The following is a 20,507-nucleotide window of genomic DNA, read 5'->3' as shown; positions in this document are numbered from 1 at the left end:
GGCCGGTAGGCCCTGACCGTTGGTCAGGGCAGCGGCGGTCGACCTTCCCGGCAGCGGGGCAGAGCCCCGCTCTACGTGGGCTGGCGGATCAGGGCGAAACGCCGCAGGTCATGCAGCCGCCCGCGCTTGAACACCGCAGCACGGGCCGTGCCCTCCTCGGTGAACCCGTTGCCGAGCAGCACCCGGGCCGAGCCTTCGTTGAAATCCAGCACCTCGGCCTGCAGCCTGAACAGGCCCAGCTCGTCCATGACCCACGGCGCGAACAGGCCCACCACGCGGGTCATCCAGCCCTGCCCCCAGTAGGCCTGCCCCAGCCAGTAGCCCAGCTCGGCGGTATGCCCGCGCTCGGCGGTGCCGGGTTGGGCGCCAATGCTGCCGCAGGCCGCACCGTCGATCTCGATGGCCAGGTTGAGCGTGCCCGGTGCCAGGACCCGGCCGCCCAGGAAGGCCTCGCCGTCGGCGCGGGTGTAGGGGAACGGAAAGCGGTCGCGTAGACCGCGCGAGACCGCTTCATCGTTGGCATGCCGCAGCAGGGCGTCCAGATCGTCGCTGCGCCAGGGGCGTAGCACGAACCCATCACCGGTCAGCCGCGGCGCCGGGTCAGGCATGACCGCCGACAGAGGGGGTTTCTGCTTCCTGTTTCTCCAGTTCGCGCGCCACCGCTTCGGGCGAACGCGTGTACGGCGCCAGCAGCGCGTAGAACGCCGGCACCACGAACAGCGACAGGAAGGTGGACACGGTGACGCCGAAGATCACCACGATGCCGATGGTGCCGCGGCTGGCCGAGCCGGGGCCACCGGCGACCACCAGCGGGATCGCGCCGACCACGGTGGCGATGGAGGTCATCAGGATCGGGCGCAGGCGCACCATCGCCGATTCGACGATGGCGCGGTGCACATCACGCCCTTCGTCGCGCAGCTGGTTGGCGAATTCGACGATCAGGATGCCGTTCTTGGCCGCCAGGCCGACCAGCATGACGATGCCGATCTGGCTGAACAGGTTGATGGTACCCCCGCTGACATACAGGCCCAGCAGCGCACCGAGCACGCCCAGCGGCACGGTGAGCATGATCACCAGCGGGTGGATGAAGCTTTCGAACTGTGCGGCCAGCACCAGGTACACCACCAGCAGGGCCATGGCGAAGGTCAGCAGCACCGCGCTGCCGGCGTTCTGGTACTCGCGCGATTCGCCCTTCCAGTCGATCTGCGCGTGCTGCGGCAACTCTTCGCGCGCGGTCTGCTGGGCCCAGGCGATCGCCTCACCAAGCGGATACCCCGGGGCGAGGCCCGCACTGATGGTGATGGCACGCAGGCGGTTGAAGCGGTTGAGGTTGCCTGCCTCGGCCACTTCGCTGAGCGTGACCAGGTTGGACAGCGGCACCAGTTCGCCATTGGTGGCGCGCACGCGGATGGCGGCCAGGCCGTCGGGCGAGGCGCGGCCTTCGCGGCCGGCCTGGACCAGCACGTCGTACTCTTCGCCGTTGTCGACAAAGGTGGTGACCTGGCGCGAGCCCATCATGGTTTCCAGCGCCGAGCCGATCGCGGTGACCGACACGCCCAGGTCGGCTGCACGCTGGCGGTCGATGTTCACCCGCATCTGCGGCCGGGTTTCCTTGTAATCCGAATCGGGGCCGACCAGGCCGGGGTTGTCGGCCATGCGTTCGAGCATGCGGTCGCGCCACTGCGCGATTTCGGCGTATTCGGGACCGCCCAGCACGATCTGGAACGGCTGGCCCTGGCTGCGGACCAGGCCACCGCCGACCTGGGTGCGCACGCGCACGCCACGGATGCCGTCCAGTTCCTTCTGCAGTTCGGCCGCCACTTCGGGCGTGTCGGTGGAGCGCTCGCGCCACGGCTGCAGGAACACACTGATGCGGCCGGTGTGCATTTCCTCGCTGGCACCGAAGCCGCCAGGAACCCGCGGATTGGCGCGCACGATCGGCTTGTCGTCGCCGACGAAGCCGGACACGACCTTCTCCACTTCCTGCACCTGGGCGACGGTGTAGTCGTAGCCGGCGCCTTCGGGGCCATCGATCATGATCTGGAACGAGCCACGGTCTTCGGCCGGCGCCAGTTCGGAGGGCAGCACCTTGAGCAGCAGCGCGCTGGCGGCCAGCGACAGCAGCATCAACACCGCGTAGATCCACGTCTTGCCCACGTGCGCATCGAGCACGCGGCCGTAGGCCGCCGAGACCCGATCCAGGTTGCGGTTGATCAGCCCATGCAGGCCCCTGGGCGCCTGGCCGGTATGCGGCTTGAGCAGTTTGGAGGCCATCATCGGGGTCAATGTCAGCGACACGAATGCCGACAGCGCCACGGCGGCGGCCAGGGCCACGGCCAGTTCGCGGAACAGGCGGCCGGTGTTGCCTTCCAGGAAGCCTACCGGCAGGAACACCGCAACCAGCACCGCAGTGGTGGCGATGACGGCGAAGGCCACCTGCGCCGTGCCGCGCTTGGACGCCACCAGTGGCGGCTCACCCAGGTCGATGCGGCGCTGCACGTTCTCGACCACCACGATCGCATCGTCGACCACCAGGCCGATACACAGCACCAGCGCCAGCAGCGTCAGCAGGTTGATCGAGAAGCCGAAGGCGTACAGGGCAATGAACGCGGCGACCAGGCAGACCGGCACGGTCACGGCGGGAATCAACGCGGCGCGGAAACTGCCCAGGAACAGCCAGATCACCGCCAGCACCAGCAGCATGGCTTCCACCAGCGTGGCGTAGACGCGGTCAACGGCAGCTTCGATGAAGGTGGTGTTGTCGAAGGCCACGAAGATGTGGGTGCCTTCGGGCAGGGTCAGCCCGACCCGCTCGGCTTCGGCACGCGCGGTGCGCGCCACATCCAGCGAGTTGGCGGTGGAGGTCTTGACGATGCCCAGGCCGATGCCGGGCTCGCCATTGCTGCGGTAGTAGGCGCGGCGTTCGGACGAGGCCAGTTCGATCTTGGCCACATCGCCCATGCGCACCACGTAGCCATCGGCGCCCTTGCCCAGCGGAATGGTCGCGAAGTCCTCCGGATTCACGTAGTTGCGCTCCACGCGCAGGGTGAAATCGCGGTCAGCCGATTCGATGCGGCCGGCCGGCAGTTCCACGTTCTCGTTGCGCAGCGCGGTTTCCACATCGCCCACGGTCAAGCCGCGGGCGGCAAGCTGGTCGCGGTCCAGCCAGATGCGCATCGCATAGCGCTGGCGCCCACCGATGCGTACCTGGGCCACGCCATCCAGGCTGGAGAAACGGTCGACCACGTAACGGTCGGCGTAATCGCTCAGCTCCAGCGTGTTCATGCTGGAGGAGGTCATGTTGAACCAGATGATGGGATCGGCGTCGCTCTCGACCTTGGCAATTTCCGGCGGGCGTGCCTCTTCGGGCATGCGGTCGGCCACGCGGCTGACCGCGTCACGCACGTCGTTGGCGGCTGCTTCGATATCGCGGTTGGAGGTGAACTCGATGCTGACCTGGGCGCGGCCGTTGGAGCTGCGCGCGTTGATGGTGTCGATGCCTTCGATGCCGGCCAGTGCGTCTTCCAGCACCTGGGTGATGCGGCTTTCGATCACGGCGGCCGAAGCGCCGGTGTAATCGACCGACACCGAGACGATCGGCGGGTCGATCGCGGGCAGCTCCCGCAGGGTCAGGCGGGTGAAGGACATGATGCCCAGCACGACCAGCAGCAGGCTCATCACTACGGCAAAGACCGGCCGCTGGATGGAGATGTTGGAGAGTTTCATCCGGCGGTGCTCGTGGGTGCCGCGGCGGCGGCGCCGGCCGGCAGACCGGTGGTGCCGGCAGGGGCCGGGGCGGTGGCCTTTTCAGCGGGTGCGTCGGCCGGGCTTGCGGCGGGTGCAGGTGCAGCAGGTGCCGCTGCCGGCGCGGCAGTGTCATTCACTTTCAGGCCGGGGCGCAGTTTGCCGGTGCCATCGACGACGATGCGATCGCCCGCCTTCAGCCCTTCGCGGATTTCGACGACGCCCGAGCGGCGCGCGCCACTGACCACGTCGACGCGCTCGACGGTGTGGTCGGCCTTGACCCGGAACACGAACGAATCGCGCCCGACCTGGACCACGGCAATTTCCGGAATCACCAGCGCCTGGCGTTCGGGGCGGAACATCCGCACGTCAAGCAGCATGCCCGGACGCAGGGCGTGGTCGGCGTTGATGAAATCGGCACGCACGTTGACCGCACGCGTACCGGGATCGACACGGGTATCGATGGTGGCCACGTCGCCTTCGAAGGTACGGCCCGGGTAGGCCACGCTGGTGGCGCTGACCTTGTCGCCCTTGGCCACGGAGGCCAGTTCGGCCTCGGGCACCTGGAAGTCGACATGCATGCGCTCGATGTCGTCGAGGGTGGCGATGACGGTGGTGGGGGTCACCAGCGAGCCTTCGCTGACCTGGCGGATGCCGAGCACGCCGGCAAACGGGGCGCGCACGCGGCGGTCGCCGATATCGGACTGCATTTCGTGCACGCGCGCTTCGGCGGCATCGCGGATGGCGCGCTGGGTGTCGAGGGTGGCGCTGGCCACGAGCTGCTGGGCGGCCAGCTCACGCTGGCGCTTGTACAGCTGGTCGGCTTCGGCAAAGGTGGCCTGGGCCTGCAGCAGGGCCGCTTCCTGGGCCTGGCCACGCAGGGTGACCAGGGGCGTGCCGGCGGAAACCTGCTGGCCGCTCTCGAAGTGCACGGTTTCGATGATCTCGCTGACCTTGGCGGTGATGGTCACCGACTCGCGGGCCTTGGCGGTACCCAGGGCCTGGAGGGTGTCACTCCAGGCGGAGGTCTGCACCACCTGGGTGGTCACCGGCACCACCTCGGCCTGCCGGCGGGCGGCTTGGTCCTTGCCGCTGCACCCGGCCAGGATGACCAGGCCGAGGCCAGCAATGATGCGTGCGGTGATGCGTCCCGACATGAAGTACAGCCCTTGATGTTCCACGACCGCCGAGTGTAGCGGCGCAGCCTGTCAGGTATATGTGCCAAGCGTTTACCGGGGTCTTCACATTGCCCGGTGGCAGGCGCAACGCCTTTCGTGCTGGGGCCTGTCGCGCGTGTAACGGCGTGTGTCAGCGCATGTCGGATTGCGTCGTGCGCAAGCTGGAAATTCCCCTCGCGCGTGGAGCCACGCCCTGCGTGGCTGCGCCCTGTTCCGGCACCGCGCAGCCACGCAGGGCGTGGCTCTACGCGGGGAAGATCAATAGGTGTAATTCACCTTCATCCACAGCGTGCGGCCAGGTTCGTTGATCCGTATTGGGTCTGCCGGGAAGCCAAAATCCGCGCTGCCGGCGAGGTTGAGGTGTTCGCTGTAGGCGCGGTCGAACAGGTTGTCGATGCCGGCACTCAATCGCAGGGCGTCGTTGAAGCGGTAGCCGGCGTTGAGTGCGAAGGTGGCGAAGCCGGCGCTGGGGCCAAGGTCGCGCGCGACCACGTTGCCCTGCCCGGTTGCTACGCGATTTTGGCGGGCCACCGCGCGGGCCAATGCGCCGGCGCTCCAGCGTGCGCCTTCCCAACCGGCGCTCAGGCGCGCTTCCAGCGGCGGCATCTGCGGCAGCGCGCCGCCATCGGCGCGGTTCTCGCCCCATGCGTAGGCCAGCGTCCCGCCCAGCTTCCAGCCTTGCCCGAGCGCGAACTCCGCGCCCGCTTCGGCACCGGCAATGCGCGCGTCGACATTGGTCGCCTGCGTCGTGCTGCCCATCATGCCGCCGTCGCGATAGGTGAACAGGATGTAGTCCTGGATGCGCCCGGCGTAGGCCGACACCCACGCGTTCACCCGTGCATCGCGGTACTGCAGGCCGATATCGAGCTGTGTGGTCTTTTCCGGCTGCACCGCACTGAAGGCATTGACGCTGCCCGCCGGCCCCATGGTGGGGGAGAACAGCTCCCAGTAATCGGGCATGCGCTCGCTGTGGCCGATACCTGCGTAAGTGGTCAGCGTGCTGCTGACATCCCGTTCGAAACGCAGGAACCCACTGCCCAGGTCTTCGCGGCGGCGCTGCCCTGCCGTCGGGTTCGGCGTCGCCATCATGCCGGTGGTGGCGCGTTCGTCGGTGACCTCGGCGCGGTCGATACGCAGCCCGCTTACCCAACGTTGCGCCATACCCTCGCCCAGCGTGATCTCGGTAAACACACCCTGGTTCTTCTGGCGTGCATCGGTCGACCACGGCGTCTGCCTGTACGTATTCCGGCCCATGCCGTTGCGGCTGCGGTGACGACTGTCCAGCGCATCGATGCCGGCCACGATGGCGATGTCCTGCCAGCGCCACTCCGATGCGATGCGACCGCCGGTGGTGCGGCGGTCCACGTTCGATGCCATCGGCATGGGCATGCTGCTGTCCGGGTTCGGCTCGCGCAGCGTGTAGTTGTCCATCACGTGGTCGGCATCGTTGTAGTACACATTGGCCTGCAGCTTGTCCCATGCACCGGGCAGGTTGTCGCGCTCGAAGCGCGCGGCGTAGCTGGTGCGCTTGAACGCCGCGCCATCCATGCCACGCCCCGCATAACGCGCGATCGCATCGCCGGTGCCGGCCGACAGCTCCAGCACCGTATCGGCGTCCGGAGTCCAACCGATGGCGACATCGCTGTTCCACTTGCGCCACTTCGACGGCACCACCTCGCCATTGCCGTCCTTGTAATCATCGGCTTCGGAACGATTGCCGTTGACCCGCACGTAGCCCTGCGAAGCGCCCGCCGTGAGGTCCAGCACCTGGTCGTTGCGGTTGCGCGAACCTGCCAGCGCGCTGGCATCCAGATCGATGCCCGGCGCATCGAAACGCGGGGTATCACGCTCGAAACGCACGGTGCCGGCCGATGCACCGGCACCCCAGCGCACGCTCTGCGGCCCCTTGATGATGGTCAGGCGGTCGAAGGTTTCCGGCGCGATGTAGGACAGCGGGTTGTCCATGCGCGAGGGGCAGGCGCCGATGAGGTTGCCTTCGTTGCTGACGATGTTCAGGCGCGAACCGAACATGCCGCGCAGCACCGGGTCGCCATTGGTGCCACCGTTGCGGATGGCCGCAAAGCCCGGGACGGTCTTGAGGTAATCGGCACCGTCGCTGGCGGGGACCGGCTGGCGCGGCAGGCGCGGGTCGGTGACCCAGTGCAGCGGCGAAGACGGTGCGCTGGCAGTGACCACCAGCGTGTCGAGGGTGCGCGCGTCGTCGCGTTCGGCGGCCTGCAGGGGCAGCGCGGCCAGGGCAAGCGACAGGGAAACAGACAGGCGCGTCACTGCGCCCGCGCTGCGGGAAGAAAGCGTCATGGTGGAACTCCGGAAAACGCACAGGCGCGCGGCACCATCACGGCGTCGCGCAGCAGGAAAATGAAGGAGGCGGTTTCAGGCGTGAAGCGGCGGGCCACGCGCGGCGTGGGCAGGCCAGCGCAGCGAACGCGGCGCGGCGACGGTGCGCAGCACCGCAGGAGCGATCACCGGCAGGGCTGGCAACAACAGGATCAGGACGGCCAGCCACGGCATCAGCCGCGAGGCCATCATGCAGTACTCGCACGCCTCGCCATGGCCGGCGTGCGGGTCTATGGGGGTGGCGGGCGTGGTATCGGCCGGGGCCGCAGCGTGGCCCGCCATGCTGTGCATCGATGTGTCGTGCATCGACATGTCATGCGCCGACATCCCGTGCATGGACATGCCGTGGGTGCTCCCGGCCGGCATCACATGCGCCATGCTGCCAGGCATCAACATCACCGAAGGGCCCTGCGCCTGTTGCCAGCGGCTGACCAGCGGCGCCAGCGCCATCAGCAGCGTCGCCACGAAGGCGAGCTGGAGCAGGACGGCATAAGGGGCGCGGCGGCGGTTCACCCCGCCATGGTAGCGCCCAGGCTCCTCGGAGGTCGCAGTAGTCCGTGCGACCAACCGTCGCAGAGGGCCGGCCAACGGCCGGCGCTACCGGCGGTCGCCGTTGGTCGATTGGCCCGGATCCCGATGGGCCCATGGTCGATTGATCCCGATCCCAATGGGCCCGTAACAATTCGTAGCCCCGGCCGTTGGCCGGAAACCGCGCGCAGCGCGGCACAAGCATCCGAAGGCGGTGAATTGCCGGCGGCCACCATCCGACCAACGTTCAACCCCAACCGAAGCCGCCCGCAGCGTCCTTAAACCGTAATCGTCTGCGTCAACGATTCCCACGTAGGCGGCAGCGGCCAATCCGCCTCCTGGTTGCCATCGATGACGCGGCGCAGGTCGCGGGTGTCGATCTGCGGGGCCAGCACGTGCACCAGCTCCAGCGCGTAATCGCGCAGCACGCGGTCACGCGGCAGCACCGCCCAGGCGATGCACTCATCGATCGGAGCCGGCGCCGGCCAGGAACGCAGGTCCTCATCCCCGGCGTTGACCGCCATCTCGGCCAGCAGCCCCACGCCCAGCCCGGTGCGCACATAGGTCTTGATCAGGTCCGCATCCAGTGCGGTCAGTGCGATGTCCGGGGTCAGGCCAGCGGCAGCAAAGGCACGCTGCAACGAGGAGCTGCCGCGGGTGGAGGATTCGTAGCTGATCAGCGGCTGGGTCGACAGCGCCTGCAGGTCCGGGGCGGCACCGGGGCGGTCGAGCGGGTGGCCGCGCGGCACCAGCACCAGCCGGCGCCAGCGGTACAGTGGAATGGCAATGCCGGCGGTGGGTTCGGCACCGGCGGTACTGATGATGGCGATATCGGCATCGCCCTGGCTGAGCAGGTCCAGCGCATCGCTTTCGGCGGCCTGCTGCAGGTGCACGCTTACCTGCGGGTAGGCCTGCTTGATGCGCGCCACCGCGGGGGGCAACACAAAGCGTGCCTGGGTATGGGTGGTGGTCAGGATCAGCTGGCCCTGGCTTTCGCGGCGCTGGTTGGCCGCGTAGGTGCGGATGTTGTTGGCTTCGCCCAGCACCGCGCGGGCGCGGCCGATCACTTCCACGCCAGCCGGGGTCACCGCTTCCAGGCTGCGGCCCTTGCGCACGAACAGCAGGAAGCCCAGTTCATCTTCCAGCTGCTTGAGCTGTTTGGACAGGCCAGGCTGGGTGGCGTGCACCCGGGAGGCCGCCAGCGTGATGTTGAGCTCGGCGTCGGCGATGGCGACCAGGTAACGGAGTTGGGTCAGCGTCATGGGCGTGCGCGCAGCAGGAAGGAAGGGGTCAAGCCGACTGTAAGGCAGTTGCCGTCACCAGCTTATAACCAAATGTTGTTTATGAAGGTAATCAGGTCATTTCGCGCGCTCATATGCTGGCGCTACGGTCTGGCGGACCCTGCTGTTTGACCCTTCCCTGCCACGGCCGCGTCCGTGGCCGCCATCGATCTTCCGTGGAGCATTCCCATGGCCTTGTACACCTCGATCCTGGACACCATCGGCAACACCCCGGTAGTGCGCCTGAACCGCATCGCCCCCGACCACGTCACCCTGTATGCAAAGGTGGAATCGTTCAACCCCGGCGGGTCGGTCAAGGACCGCCTGGCGCTGGCGATCATCCTGGACGCCGAAGCCCGTGGCGTACTCAAGCCCGGCGACACCATCGTGGAGGCGACCTCCGGCAACACCGGCGTAGCGCTGGCCATGGTGGCCGCCGCGCGCGGTTACAAGTTCGTGGCCACCATGGTGGAGACCTTCTCCATCGAGCGCCGCAAGCTGATGCGCGCTTATGGCGCCAAGGTGATCCTGACCCCGGCCGCCGAGCGCGGCTCGGGCATGGTGCGGCGCGCCCGCGAGCTGGCCGAGGAACACGGCTGGTTCCTGGCCAGCCAGTTCACCAACCCGGCCAACCCGGCCTACCACCGCAACACGACGGCGGCCGAGATCCTGCTCGATTTCGCCGGCAGGCGGCTGGATTACTTCGTGACCGGCTGGGGTACCGGCGGCACCCTTACCGGTGTGGGCGAGGTGCTGAAAGTGGCCCGACCGGACACCCGCATCATCGCCACCGAACCGGAAGGGGCGGCGCTGCTGGGCGGGGCGGAGTGGAAGCCGCACAAGATCCAGGGCTGGACCCCGGACTTCGTGCCGGACGTGCTCAACCGCGAGGTCTACGATGAGCTGTTGAACATCGACGACGCCCGCGCCATCGACACCGCGCGCCGGTTGGCCGCCGAGGAAGGCATCTTCGTCGGCATCTCGGCCGGTGCCACGGTGGCCAGTGCGCTGGATGTCGCCACCCGCGCCGAACCTGGCAGCGTGCTGCTGGCGATGCTGCCCGACACCGGCGAGCGCTACTTCTCCACGCCGCTGTTTGCCGACATCAACGAGGGCTCGGACGACGACTGGCTGGCCGGCCTGCCCTGAACGCCATGGGCCGCGATGCAGCGGGGCAGAGCCCCGCTCTACCGCCCTCCGACGCCCACCCTGCCGGTGGGCGTCTGCGTTTTGGACGCGGCCTTCATCTGCCGTGAAGCCAGCCCGCCGCAAGGTGGAAATGTCGGTCGGTGTGCACCGGGTCGCACTGCCTGAGACGACGATGACGCAGCCTACATGCCCTGGCCGCTAGCGTGTGAGGCGGCAGTCATCCCGTTGTATGGACCCGGTACAAGAAAGGAGCGGCATGCATGAAGATCGAAGTGTGGCAGGGCGACATCACGACCCTGGCGGTGGATGCGATCGTCAATGCGGCCAACGAGTCCCTGCTCGGCGGTGGCGGCGTGGACGGGGCGATCCACCGTGCGGCCGGCCCGCAGTTGCTGGCCGAATGCGCGGCGTTGCCGGAAATCCGCCCGGGCATGCGCTGCCCGACAGGCGAGGTACGCGCCACTGCCGGCTACAACCTGCCGGCACGGCATGTGCTGCACACGGTGGGCCCGGTGTGGCAGGACGGCCAGCGCGATGAGCCGGCACTGCTGGCCAACTGCTATTGGAAGTCACTGCAGCTGGCCGAGCAGCTGGGCCTGAATTCCATCGCGTTTCCGGCGATCAGCTGCGGTGTGTACGGCTATCCGCTGCACCAGGCCGCGCATATTGCCGCCACCGAAACGCTGACCTGGCAGCGTTCACACCGCGAGCCGCAGCGGATCATCCTGGTGGCCTACAACGCGGCGACCTTCAAGGTGTACCAGCAGGCGCTGGCGGCGCTGGGCCAGGCCGCAACGGTGCCTGCCGCCGGCCTGGCCTCTACCCCGGTAGAGCCACGCCCTGCGTGGCTGACGTAGACCCAGGCGAAACCCAGCCACGCAGGGCGTGGCTCTACCCGGGGGCTCAAAAAAACGCCGGCGATCAGCCGGCGTTTTTCAATACATGCGGACGGCGAGGATCAGCCGTTCCACTTGCCCAGTGCAGCCTGGCCGTTTTCCTTGGCGCGGTCGTACACGGTCTGCTGTGCCTTGGCGACGTTGGCCTTGGTGTCCTTGGCCCACAGCTTCAGCGCGGCCTGCTGCATGGCGCGGCCGTAGGAGAAGCTCAGCGGCCACGGCAGGTTGCCCATCTGGTTCATGGCGTTGAGATGCGCGGTGGACTGCTCGTCGCCCTGGCCACCGGACAGGAACACCACGCCCGGCAGGATCGCCGGCACGGTGCTCTTGAGGCACATGACGGTCGATTCGGCCACTTCCTCGACGTCGGCCTGTTCTTCGCAGCCCTTGCCGGAAATGACCATCGAGGCCTTCAGGATGGTGCCTTCCAGCAGCACGTTCTGCTGGTACAGCGCGTCGAACAGCGAACGCAGGGTGGCTTCGGTGACTTCGTAGCAGGTTTCAATGTCGTGGTCGCCGTCCATGATCACTTCCGGCTCGACCATCGGCACCAGGCCGCATTCCTGGCACAGCGCGGCATAACGGGCCAGCGCGTGGGCGTTGGACTCGATGCAGGTGCCCGACGGAATGCTTTCGCCGATGTTGATCACCGCACGCCACTTGGCGAAACGCGCACCCAGCTTGTAGTACTCCTGCAGGCGCTCACGCAGGCCGTCGAGGCCTTCGGTGACCAGCTCGCCCGGGCAGCCGGCCAGCGGGTGGGCGCCCTTGTCGACCTTGATGCCCGGGATCATGCCGTTGTCGGCCATGTACTTGGCGAACGGCACGCCGTCCCTGGTCGACTGGCGGATGGTTTCGTCGTACAGGATCGCGCCGGAAATGTGCTCGTTGAGCTTCGGCGTGGTCAGCAGCAGCTCGCGGTAGGCACGACGGTTCTCTTCGGTGTTCTCGATGCCCACGCTGGCGAAGCGCTTGGCGATGGTACCGGTGGATTCGTCGATGGCGATGATGCCCTTGCCCGGGGCGACCATGGCCTGGGCGGTTTCGGCCAGCTGTTCGATGCTCATGTATTTCCTGTGGCGGGTGCGGGAAAAACACGATTATAGCGGGCCGCTTCCGTGAACTGCCTGTTCACGGAGTCTGGAAGCGATTCCATCGGGTAATCGGTGACCGATGTTGATCGCGGCGATCATTACCACCAGGGTCGGCCAACGACCGACGCTACCGGGGCGTGAATTGCGCGCGTAGAGCCGGGCTCTGCCCGGCTGCACGGGCCGGGCAGGGCCCGGCGCTACCTCAGAGCTCGCCCAGGCCGCTGGCGCGGCCGTCTTCACCCACTTCCAGCAGGCGCAGGGTGTTGGTGGCGCCATGGGTTTCCATGTGCTCGCCGCTGGTGAACACCACGCGGTCGCCAGCCTGCAGCTGGTTGGCTTCCACCAGCAGGCGGATGCTGCCGCGTGCGGCTTCGCGCGGGGTGAAGCCGCGGCTGTCGAAGTTGATCGGGAACACATCGCGCATCAGCGCCATCTGGCGGCGGGCGCCGTCGTGGCGGGTCACCGCAAACACCGGTGCCGAGGCGCGGAAGCGCGACAGGTAACGCGCGGTGCCGCCGGATTCGGTCATCGCCACGATCGCGCGCACGCCCACGTGCTGGGACAGGAACATGGTGGCCATGGCGATGGCCTGGTCGGCACGTTCCAGGTTGCGCGGCGAGGTGCCGAAATCGGTCTCGGTCTGGAACTGGCGCTCGGCGCCCAGGCAGATGCGTGCCATCGCTTCCACGGCCTTCACCGGGTAGGCGCCGGCAGCGGTTTCGGCCGACAGCATCACCGCATCGGTGCCGTCGATGACCGAGTTGGCCACGTCCAGCACTTCGGCACGGGTCGGGATCGGGCTTTCGACCATCGACTGCAGCATCTGCGTGGCGGTGATCACCACCTTGTTCTGGGCCAGGGAGGCCTTGATGATCTTCTTCTGCAGGCCCGGCAGTTCGGCATCGCCGATCTCCACGCCCAGGTCGCCACGCGCGACCATCACCACATCGCTGGCGTCGACGATCTCTTCCAGGTTCTCGATGGCTTCGGTGCGCTCGATCTTGGAGACCAGCGCGGCATAGCAACCGTGCGATTCGGCGATGGCGCGGGCGTCGTTCATGTCCTGCGCGTTGCGGCAGAACGAGACGGCGATGAAGTCCACGCCGATCTTGGCCACGATGCCGATCAGTTCCTTGTCGCGCTCGGTCAGCGCGCCCAGCGACAGGCCACCGCCCTGCTTGTTCAGGCCCTTGCGGTCGGACAGCACGCCATCATTGAGCACGGTGTTGACGATGCGCTCGCCCTGCACTTCCACCACCTGCAACTGCATCAGGCCGTCGTCGAGCAGCAGCACGTCACCGGCCACCACGTCCTGTGGCAGGCCCAGGTAGCTCACGCCGACCTGGGTGGTGTCGCCGGCCGGTGCGTTGGGCGAGGCGACCAGGTCGAAGCGGTCGCCCGCCTTGAGGTGGATCTTGCCTTCGGCGAAACGTTCGATGCGGATCTTCGGGCCCGGCAGGTCGGCCAGGATGCCCACTTCCACGCCCACGCGCTGCGCGGCGGCGCGCACGTCGGCGGCGCGCTTGGCCTGGCCGGACGGGTCGCCGTGGCTGAAGTTGAGGCGGACCACGTTCACGCCGGCGCGGAACAGATCCTCCAGCACGCCCGGCGGGTCGGTTGCCGGTCCGAGGGTGGCAAGGATCTTCGTGCGGCGCTGACGCTCAATCATGGTTAAAGGGCTCCCGGGAAAGGAGTGAAACTAGCACACCCTTCACGTCCCATGAATACGTTTACAGCTTTGTCGCAGCTGCGTTTCGTCGATGTCCTGCAGACAGTCCAGGTGGACCGCGCAGGACAGGGCCAGACCAGGTGACGACATGCGGCGGCGTACGGAGCGCCGCCGCGTCGTTCAATCGATCAGCGACAGCAGGGCATCGGGCGTTGCGGCCAGGTGCCCCGCGCCGGCAGCCTGCAGTTCTTCGGCACCGCCAAAGCCCCACAGCACGCCGATGTTGCGCATGCCGTGGTGGCGCGCGCCTTCGATATCCATGCGCCGGTCGCCGATCATCCAGCACTGCGCCGGCGGCAGCATCAGCCGCCGCAGCGCTTCTGCCACCAACTGCGGCTTTTCGCTGCGGCTGCCATCCGGAGTGGCCCCGATCACATCCTCGAAGCACGCACCGAACGGCAGGTGTTCGACGATGCGCCGCGCATGCGGCTCGTTCTTGGCGGTGACGATCGCCAGCCGGTGGCCCCGTGCGTGCAGGTCCTGCACGACCTGGCCGATGCGCGGGTAGATCTCGTGCTCGCGCCAGCCGACCACATCGAAGCGCTCGCGGTAGTACGTCACTGCCTGCTCCACCTGCGCCGGATCATCGAACAGCGGCGCGAAGCTGGTGCGCAGCGACGGCCCGATCCAGCGCCGCAGTTCCTCCTGCGGCGGGACCGGGCGGCCCATCCCGGTCAGCGCATGCGCCACGCATTGGGTGATGCCCACGGCGGAGTCGATCAGGGTGCCGTCAAGATCGAAGAACAACGTGTCCCGTTGTTCAAGGGCGTGGCGCCCAACCGGCGCCACCCCCGATGCCAGCCCCATCAGTTGCCCCGGGCTTCGAGCGCGGCCACGGCCGGCAGGGTCTTGCCTTCCAGGAACTCGAGGAAGGCGCCGCCGCCGGTGGAGATGTAGCTGACCTGGTCGGCGATGTCGTACTTGTCCACGGCCGCCAGGGTGTCGCCGCCACCGGCGATGGAGAACGCCGGCGAAGTGGCGATGGCCTGCGCCAGCGCCTGGGTGCCGTGGCTGAAGGATTCGAATTCAAACACGCCCACCGGGCCGTTCCAGACCACGGTGCCGGCCTTGGCGATCAGGCCTGCATAGTGCTGGGCGGTCTGCGGGCCGATATCCAGGATCAGGTCGTCGTCGGCCACCTCAGTGACCGCCTTGACGGTGGCTTCGGCGTCCGGAAGGAACTGCTTGGCCACCACCACGTCGGTGGGCAGCGGAATATCGGCGCCACGCGCCTTGGCATCGGCCACGATCTTCCTGGCGGTATCCAGCAGGTCCGGCTCGTACAGCGACTTGCCCACGGCATGGCCGGCGGCGGCGATGAAGGTGTTGGCGATGCCGCCACCGACGATAAGCTGGTCGACCTTGCCCACCAGGTTGGCGAGCAGTTCCAGCTTGGTGCTGACCTTGCTGCCGGCCACGATCGCCAGCAGCGGCTGGGCCGGGGCGAGCAGCGCCTTGGCCAGTGCGTCCAGCTCGGCCATCAGCAGCGGGCCACCGGCGGCGACCGGCGCGAAGCGGATCACCCCATGGGTGGAGGCCTGGGCGCGGTGGGCGGTGCCGAAAGCGTCCATCACGAACACGTCGCACAGTGCCGCGTACTTGCGGGCCAGGGTTTCGTCATCCTTGCCCTCGCCCACGTTCATGCGGCAGTTTTCTAGCAGCACGATCGAGCCGGGGGCGACGTCCACGCCATCCACCCAATCGCGCACCAGCGGCACGTCCACACCCAGCAGGGTGGACAGGCGCAGCGCCACCGGGGCCAGTGAATCGGATTGGCTCCACACGCCTTCCTGCGGGCGGCCCAGGTGCGAGGTGACCATCACCGCCGCGCCCTTTTCCAGTGCCAGCTTCAACGTCGGCAGCGATGCGGTGATGCGCTGCTCGGAGGTGATGCGGCCATTTTCGATCGGCACGTTCAGGTCCTGGCGGATCAGCACGCGCTTGCCGGAAAGGTCGAGGTCGGTCATGCGAACGATGGACATGGGGCAGCAACTCTTTGGCGGAAAAGGAAAGGGCGCCGCGCACGGCGCAGACGCCCATTGTAACGGCCGGGGAGCGTCAGCCGCCCACACGCCCGACGGTAGCGCCGGCCGTTGGCCGGCCCTCATGAACGCCGGGCAGATCTGCATGGGCCGGCCAACGGCCGGCGCTACCGCTGGTTGCTTCGCAACAACGTGATGGCGAACCCGCCGACCACCAGCACGCCCAGCACCAGCAGGCCCCACAGCAGCCAGCGCTTCCAGTCGCGGGCCGGCTGCACGGCGGCGTCGCCGCCGAGCGGCTGCGCGGCGCCCTGCACCGTGGCCAGCGCCGGCTGCCACTGCGCGCCCTGCTGTTCGCGCAGCCGCACGATCACCGTGCCCACCGGGGCATCGGTACGCGCCGCGCGCACGCTGCCGGCGGCCACGCTGTACGGCGGCTCGCCCTGGCTCAGGAACACCAGCGCCTCGGGCTGGTAGCCCAGTTTCAGGGTGGGCGCCGGCATTGCCGTGCCCTGCGCGGCAGCCAGCTTCCAGTAGCGGTCGCGCGTGGGCACGGCCAGCGACTGGGTCTGCGATTGCCGGCGCGCGCCGGCATCCTGCAGCTGATAGGCCACCCACGGTCCGGCACGGACCTGCCAGGGCTGGTTGGCATCGTCGCGGCTGAGCAGGGTCCACTGCACCACGCTGTTGTCCGGCGTGGCGATGTCCACCTGCGCGATCGGGAAGCGGCCATCCAGTGTGTACTCGAATTCGCCCGGCTTGCCCGCGGTGCCGGTCAGCGTGCGCCACTGCCAGTCGATCGCCTGCGCTGCCGCCACGCGCTCGGCCTGCACCGCCGACAACACCGGCAGCACATCCCCGCTCACCGGCAAGATGCGGAAGTACTTCGCCTGATGCCCGATCTCGATGCGGCGCTGCTGCAGGCGCCGCCCATCGTGTTGCAGGTCCACCAGCGGCACGTCATCGGCAACGCGCTGCCAGTCGCGCAGGTCGTCGCTGGCATCCACCCGTACGCGCACCTGCAGGGCCGCCGGCGCCTGCCAGTCCAGCTTCAGCGCCTGCACGCCGGAACGCAGCGCGCTGGCATCCACCAGCCAGCCACCGGGCGAGGCAGTGCCCACGCTGCGACCCAGCCGGGCCTCGACCCGGCGCACGCTGCCATCGGTATTGCGTTCGGTCAGCAGTTGCAGGTCATCGCCTGCGGCGCCGCCCTGTGGCGGCAACGGGAACCATGGCAGCGCCAGCCACTGCGCCGCCTGCGCCAGCGGCTGGTCGGCGGAAAACAGGGCCGACGGCAGCGCCTGGCCCTGCGCATTGAACACCTGCACATCGGCCAGCTGCGGCGACACCGCACTGCGGTACTGCGCCTCGCCCAGCATCAACCGGTACGCACCAGCCTGCGGCGCGGACAGCTGCAGCGGCCACTGCTCGCGGTAGTCCTGGCGCGCATCGGCAGCAGACAGCGCAGGCGCGGCCACAGCGAGCGAAACGGCGGCGATCACACGGTAAAGAAGGGTCACGGTAGCGGCTCCAGGGAAGTATCCGGCGCACGCGGCGGGGCCGGCGCCAGGTAGCCTACGACCGTGCACAGCAGGCCGTAGGCGATGAACGAAGCAATGCCGAGCAGGTTGCCCAGGTGCTGCCGGTCGATCAGCACCAGTTTGGCCAGCACCACGCCCATCAGCACCGCGCCGACCAGCCACAGGACGCGCTGCCCACGGCGCGAGCCCCACACCCAGCTGATCACGCCGAGCACGCTCCAGACCACGGTCAAACTGGTCTGGGCCAGCGTGGACGACCACAGCCGTCCATTCCACGCCACCCCACCCCACTGGTGCACGGCGTGCAGCGTGATGCTGGTCAGCGCGACAAAACCGGCCACTGCCAGCAGCGGCACCCGGCGCGCCTGCAACCCCGCCGGCGCATCGCCGCGCCACAGCCACCGCGCCAGCAACGCCAGCACGGCCAGCTGCGCCAGCTCCAGCGGATTCAACACCGGCAGCCACGGCAGCGGATGCGCCGCACCGGGCGCGAACAGGAAGCCCACCCACGCCAGCCCCAGCACCGCCAACAGCGTCGTCTGCAGCGCATGGCGCGCCACGTTGAAACGCTCGCCCAGCGGCAGGGTCAGCCAGCGCCAGCGCTGCAGCGACACCGTGACCAACACCAGCCAGGGCAACAGCGCTGCAGCCAACGCCCAACCCTGCGCCAGTTCAAAGCGATCGGCCAGCCACGACGCCGCCAGCGACACCACCGTGGGCCACAGCAGCCACCAGATGAACTGCGCCGCCACCGCAGCACGGTCCTGGCCGCCACGCAGGCACCACAGGCTGCGTACGCCCAGCGCGGCGAACACCACCCAGGCCAGCGCGCCATACCCGGCGAAGGGCTGGCGGTGGATGTCCACCTGCCACAGCGCCAACGGGAACGCACACAGCAGCATGGCCAACGTGGTCAACACCAGCGCGCGTGCCGGCATGCGCCGATGCACCTCGGCCGCAATCCACGCGGTGACGGCCACCACGACCAGCAGCGCATCGGGCCGGCTGTCGAATGCAACGAAGCGGGCAATCTCGTGGCTGGCGCCACCGAGCCACCACAGCAGGCCCCACAGGTAGTACACGATGGCCGGCGCATCGCGCCCGGCACGACGATAGCTGAAGGCCGACGCAAAGCCGGCCAGCGCCAGCAGCAACCCGCTCATGAACGTGGGATTGGCGATGGCGGTGGCATCGTGCAGCCAGTAATCGGCGCCCACCACGAACCCGAACGCCGCGCCCATCTGCAGCAGCGCACCAGCAACCTGTGGCAACAGCCGCTGCTGGCGCAGGCCCAGCCAGACCAGCGCCGCGCCTTCCAGCGCGAACACACTGGCCGTAGCACGCGCCGACAGTGCCAACGGCACCGCCAGCGTCGCAAAGCCCACCGCCAGCACCGCATGCGACTGCCCCAGCGCTGCATAGCGCTCGCGCCGGATCAGCACCCGCGCAAACCCCGCGTACAACGCCGCCAGCCCCAGCGCGCACAACGCCAGCAGCAGCCGGTCGTCATGCAGCATGCCCGCCTGCAGCGAGAACGCGATCAGCGGCGTACCAAACACCAGGCTGCCATCGACCAGATCGCGCTTCTCCGCCGGCTGGCGCCGCGCGTACAGGATCGGAAGGATCAGATAGAACGCAAAGAACAGCAGCAGGAACGGCTCGGTACTGGCGAACTTGTCGGCGTTGTACTGCAGCACGCCCCAGGTGGTGCCAATGCCGAACGTGAAGGCAAACCCCAGCAGATTGAGCGCGCGCCAGGGGCGCCACCACGCAATGGCGAGAATGGCCGCATTGAGCACCGCGTAGTACGAGAACAGCGCCACATGGTTGCCGCTCCCCGTGGACAGCCAGATCGGCGCCATGAACCCGGCCAGGATGCCCAGCACCGCCAGGGTGCGCGAGTTCTGTACCACCGCCAGCACGCCCATCCCCGCGATCAGCAGGATGCTCAGCGCAAACGCGATGCCCGGATCGATCAGCGCATAGCGCTTGAACGCCGCAAAGATCGTCAACAGCAGAATGCCGATCGCCCCGCCCTGCAACGCCAGCGCGAACATCCGCCGACGCTCGCGCTGCACCCAACCGAACACCAGCCCCGCCAGCGCACCGGCCGCAATGGCCGCCAGCCGCAGCTCGATCGGCGCATTGAGCCAGCCCTGGTCGCTGGCGTACTTCAGCAGCGCCGCCACACCGGCCAGCAGCACCAGCATGCCGATCTTCACCGGCACATTGCCCTCGGTGAACCAGCGCTTGATCGTGCCCACGATGCGCTCGCCCAGGTCCGGCCCCTGCGGCGGCGCAACGAAGGGCTCGGGTCCGGAGACGGCAGCAGATGGCAGCGGCGGCGGCGCAACCCGCGCAGCCGCAGCGAACGGCTCGGGCACGGGCTCTGCGACGGCCAGCGGAACCTCTGGTGCAGGTGCCGGCGCAGGCACGGGGGCCGGCGCATTAGGGCGCTCTTCCCATGCAGCACTCACGGCCGGCTGGGCCGCCGGATGGGCACTGTCGCTACGTGCCTGCTCCAAGGCAGCCACCCTTCGGCGCAGCCCGGAAATCATCACCAACGCCACGATCAGCAACACCGGCACGGCCAACAGCACCAGTACCGCCAGGACAATCAAAGCTTCCATTCCGCGTCATCCTCAAGGGAACGCCACCGGCAGCCAGAACAACCATGGCGCCAGCAGCAGCGGGCCCATGCTAACTGAATCGGGTGCACGCGCTCATCCAGACGCAGCTGCCGGTGGGGCGAGTGCCAGGCCCCATGCCCTTGCCGGCGAATGTCCCCCGGCGTCGGCCTTCGGCCGCCACCTCCTCCTTTACTTCGCCCACAAGGGCATGGGGCCTGGCACTCACCCCACCGGCGAAGCCCCGTGACGCCCGGCGATCCCGGCTTCCCGGGCTTTCCCCGCTTGCCGCAAGCCGAGCCCCGTCGCTCGCGACGACGCTGATCGAAGATCGTGCGCCAAGCTTTTACTGCCCTGGGCAATGACGCCTCGCTACACCAGGCGAAGAGCCCCAAAAAAAA

The 20,507-nt window shown here is 68.2% G+C and carries 14 protein-coding genes; 2 read left to right on the top strand and 12 right to left on the bottom strand.

Translation table 11 applies throughout. The annotated features are described in order from the left end of the window. Window positions 1–71 precede the first annotated feature (71 nt). The 6 genes from WIX41_RS13055 to WIX41_RS13030 all read right to left on the bottom strand — a co-directional run bounded on the left by WIX41_RS13055 (window position 72) and on the right by WIX41_RS13030 (window position 9,070). Window positions 72–608, bottom strand: a complete 537-nt coding sequence (locus WIX41_RS13055; RefSeq protein WP_339448192.1) for a GNAT family N-acetyltransferase — start codon at window positions 606–608, stop codon at window positions 72–74. Next, entirely contained in the window at window positions 601–3,726 is a 3,126-nt protein-coding gene (locus WIX41_RS13050; RefSeq protein WP_339448191.1) for an efflux RND transporter permease subunit, read from the bottom strand. Before WIX41_RS13050 ends, WIX41_RS13055 begins: the two co-directional genes overlap by 8 nt. Then, window positions 3,723–4,901: an efflux RND transporter periplasmic adaptor subunit gene (locus WIX41_RS13045; RefSeq protein WP_339448189.1), complete on the bottom strand. Its 1,179-nt coding sequence runs from the start codon at window positions 4,899–4,901 to the stop codon at window positions 3,723–3,725. Before WIX41_RS13045 ends, WIX41_RS13050 begins: the two co-directional genes overlap by 4 nt. A 279-nt stretch (window positions 4,902–5,180) precedes the next feature. Then, the gene (locus tag WIX41_RS13040) at window positions 5,181–7,241 is read right to left on the bottom strand and encodes a TonB-dependent copper receptor (RefSeq protein ID WP_339448187.1); all 2,061 of its coding nucleotides are present in this window, start codon (window positions 7,239–7,241) and stop codon (window positions 5,181–5,183) included. A gap of 75 nt (window positions 7,242–7,316) precedes the next feature. After that, on the bottom strand, window positions 7,317–7,793 hold the full coding sequence (locus WIX41_RS13035) for a DUF2946 family protein (protein WP_339448185.1): 477 nt from the start codon (window positions 7,791–7,793) through the stop codon (window positions 7,317–7,319). A gap of 293 nt (window positions 7,794–8,086) precedes the next feature. Continuing rightward, the gene (locus WIX41_RS13030; RefSeq protein WP_339448183.1) at window positions 8,087–9,070 is read right to left on the bottom strand and encodes a LysR family transcriptional regulator; all 984 of its coding nucleotides are present in this window, start codon (window positions 9,068–9,070) and stop codon (window positions 8,087–8,089) included. Window positions 9,071–9,277: 207 nt separating this feature from the next. Between WIX41_RS13030 and cysK the strand changes: the two genes are divergently transcribed. Together cysK and WIX41_RS13020 are read left to right on the top strand one after the other, a co-directional pair. Then, window positions 9,278–10,237, top strand: a complete 960-nt coding sequence (gene cysK / locus WIX41_RS13025; protein WP_339448181.1) for a cysteine synthase A — start codon at window positions 9,278–9,280, stop codon at window positions 10,235–10,237. Window positions 10,238–10,497: 260 nt separating this feature from the next. Then, on the top strand, window positions 10,498–11,094 hold the full coding sequence (locus WIX41_RS13020) for an O-acetyl-ADP-ribose deacetylase (protein WP_339448179.1): 597 nt from the start codon (window positions 10,498–10,500) through the stop codon (window positions 11,092–11,094). A 101-nt stretch (window positions 11,095–11,195) separates the two neighbouring features. Here WIX41_RS13020 and WIX41_RS13015 read toward each other — a convergent pair whose 3' ends face one another. From WIX41_RS13015 to WIX41_RS12990, 6 genes are all read right to left on the bottom strand, one after another. Next, a complete protein-coding gene (locus WIX41_RS13015; RefSeq protein WP_339448178.1) occupies window positions 11,196–12,200 on the bottom strand; it encodes a class I fructose-bisphosphate aldolase in 1,005 nt (334 codons plus the stop codon). A 229-nt stretch (window positions 12,201–12,429) separates the two neighbouring features. After that, window positions 12,430–13,896, bottom strand: a complete 1,467-nt coding sequence (pyk, locus tag WIX41_RS13010) for a pyruvate kinase (protein WP_339448177.1) — start codon at window positions 13,894–13,896, stop codon at window positions 12,430–12,432. A 180-nt stretch (window positions 13,897–14,076) separates the two neighbouring features. Beyond that, window positions 14,077–14,763 carry an HAD hydrolase-like protein gene (locus tag WIX41_RS13005; protein ID WP_339448175.1) on the bottom strand — a complete coding sequence of 229 codons (687 nt, stop codon included), beginning with the start codon at window positions 14,761–14,763 and terminating at the stop codon, window positions 14,077–14,079. Beyond that, window positions 14,763–15,938, bottom strand: coding sequence for a phosphoglycerate kinase (locus WIX41_RS13000; RefSeq protein ID WP_339448173.1), 1,176 nt, complete (start codon window positions 15,936–15,938; stop codon window positions 14,763–14,765). Before WIX41_RS13000 ends, WIX41_RS13005 begins: the two co-directional genes overlap by 1 nt. Window positions 15,939–16,105: 167 nt before the next feature. Beyond that, window positions 16,106–17,458 carry a DUF3999 domain-containing protein gene (locus WIX41_RS12995; protein ID WP_339448171.1) on the bottom strand — a complete coding sequence of 451 codons (1,353 nt, stop codon included), beginning with the start codon at window positions 17,456–17,458 and terminating at the stop codon, window positions 16,106–16,108. Continuing rightward, on the bottom strand, window positions 17,455–20,109 hold the full coding sequence (locus WIX41_RS12990; protein ID WP_339448169.1) for a DUF2339 domain-containing protein: 2,655 nt from the start codon (window positions 20,107–20,109) through the stop codon (window positions 17,455–17,457). Before WIX41_RS12990 ends, WIX41_RS12995 begins: the two co-directional genes overlap by 4 nt. Between the last annotated feature and the right edge of the window lie 398 nt (window positions 20,110–20,507).

Origin of the sequence: Stenotrophomonas sp. AB1(2024) (assembly GCF_037482345.1) — a bacterium.
Classification (GTDB): Bacteria; Pseudomonadota; Gammaproteobacteria; order Xanthomonadales; family Xanthomonadaceae; genus Stenotrophomonas.
The sequence above is the reverse complement of the archived record's forward strand: the minus strand, read 5'-3'. Positions and strand labels throughout refer to the sequence as shown.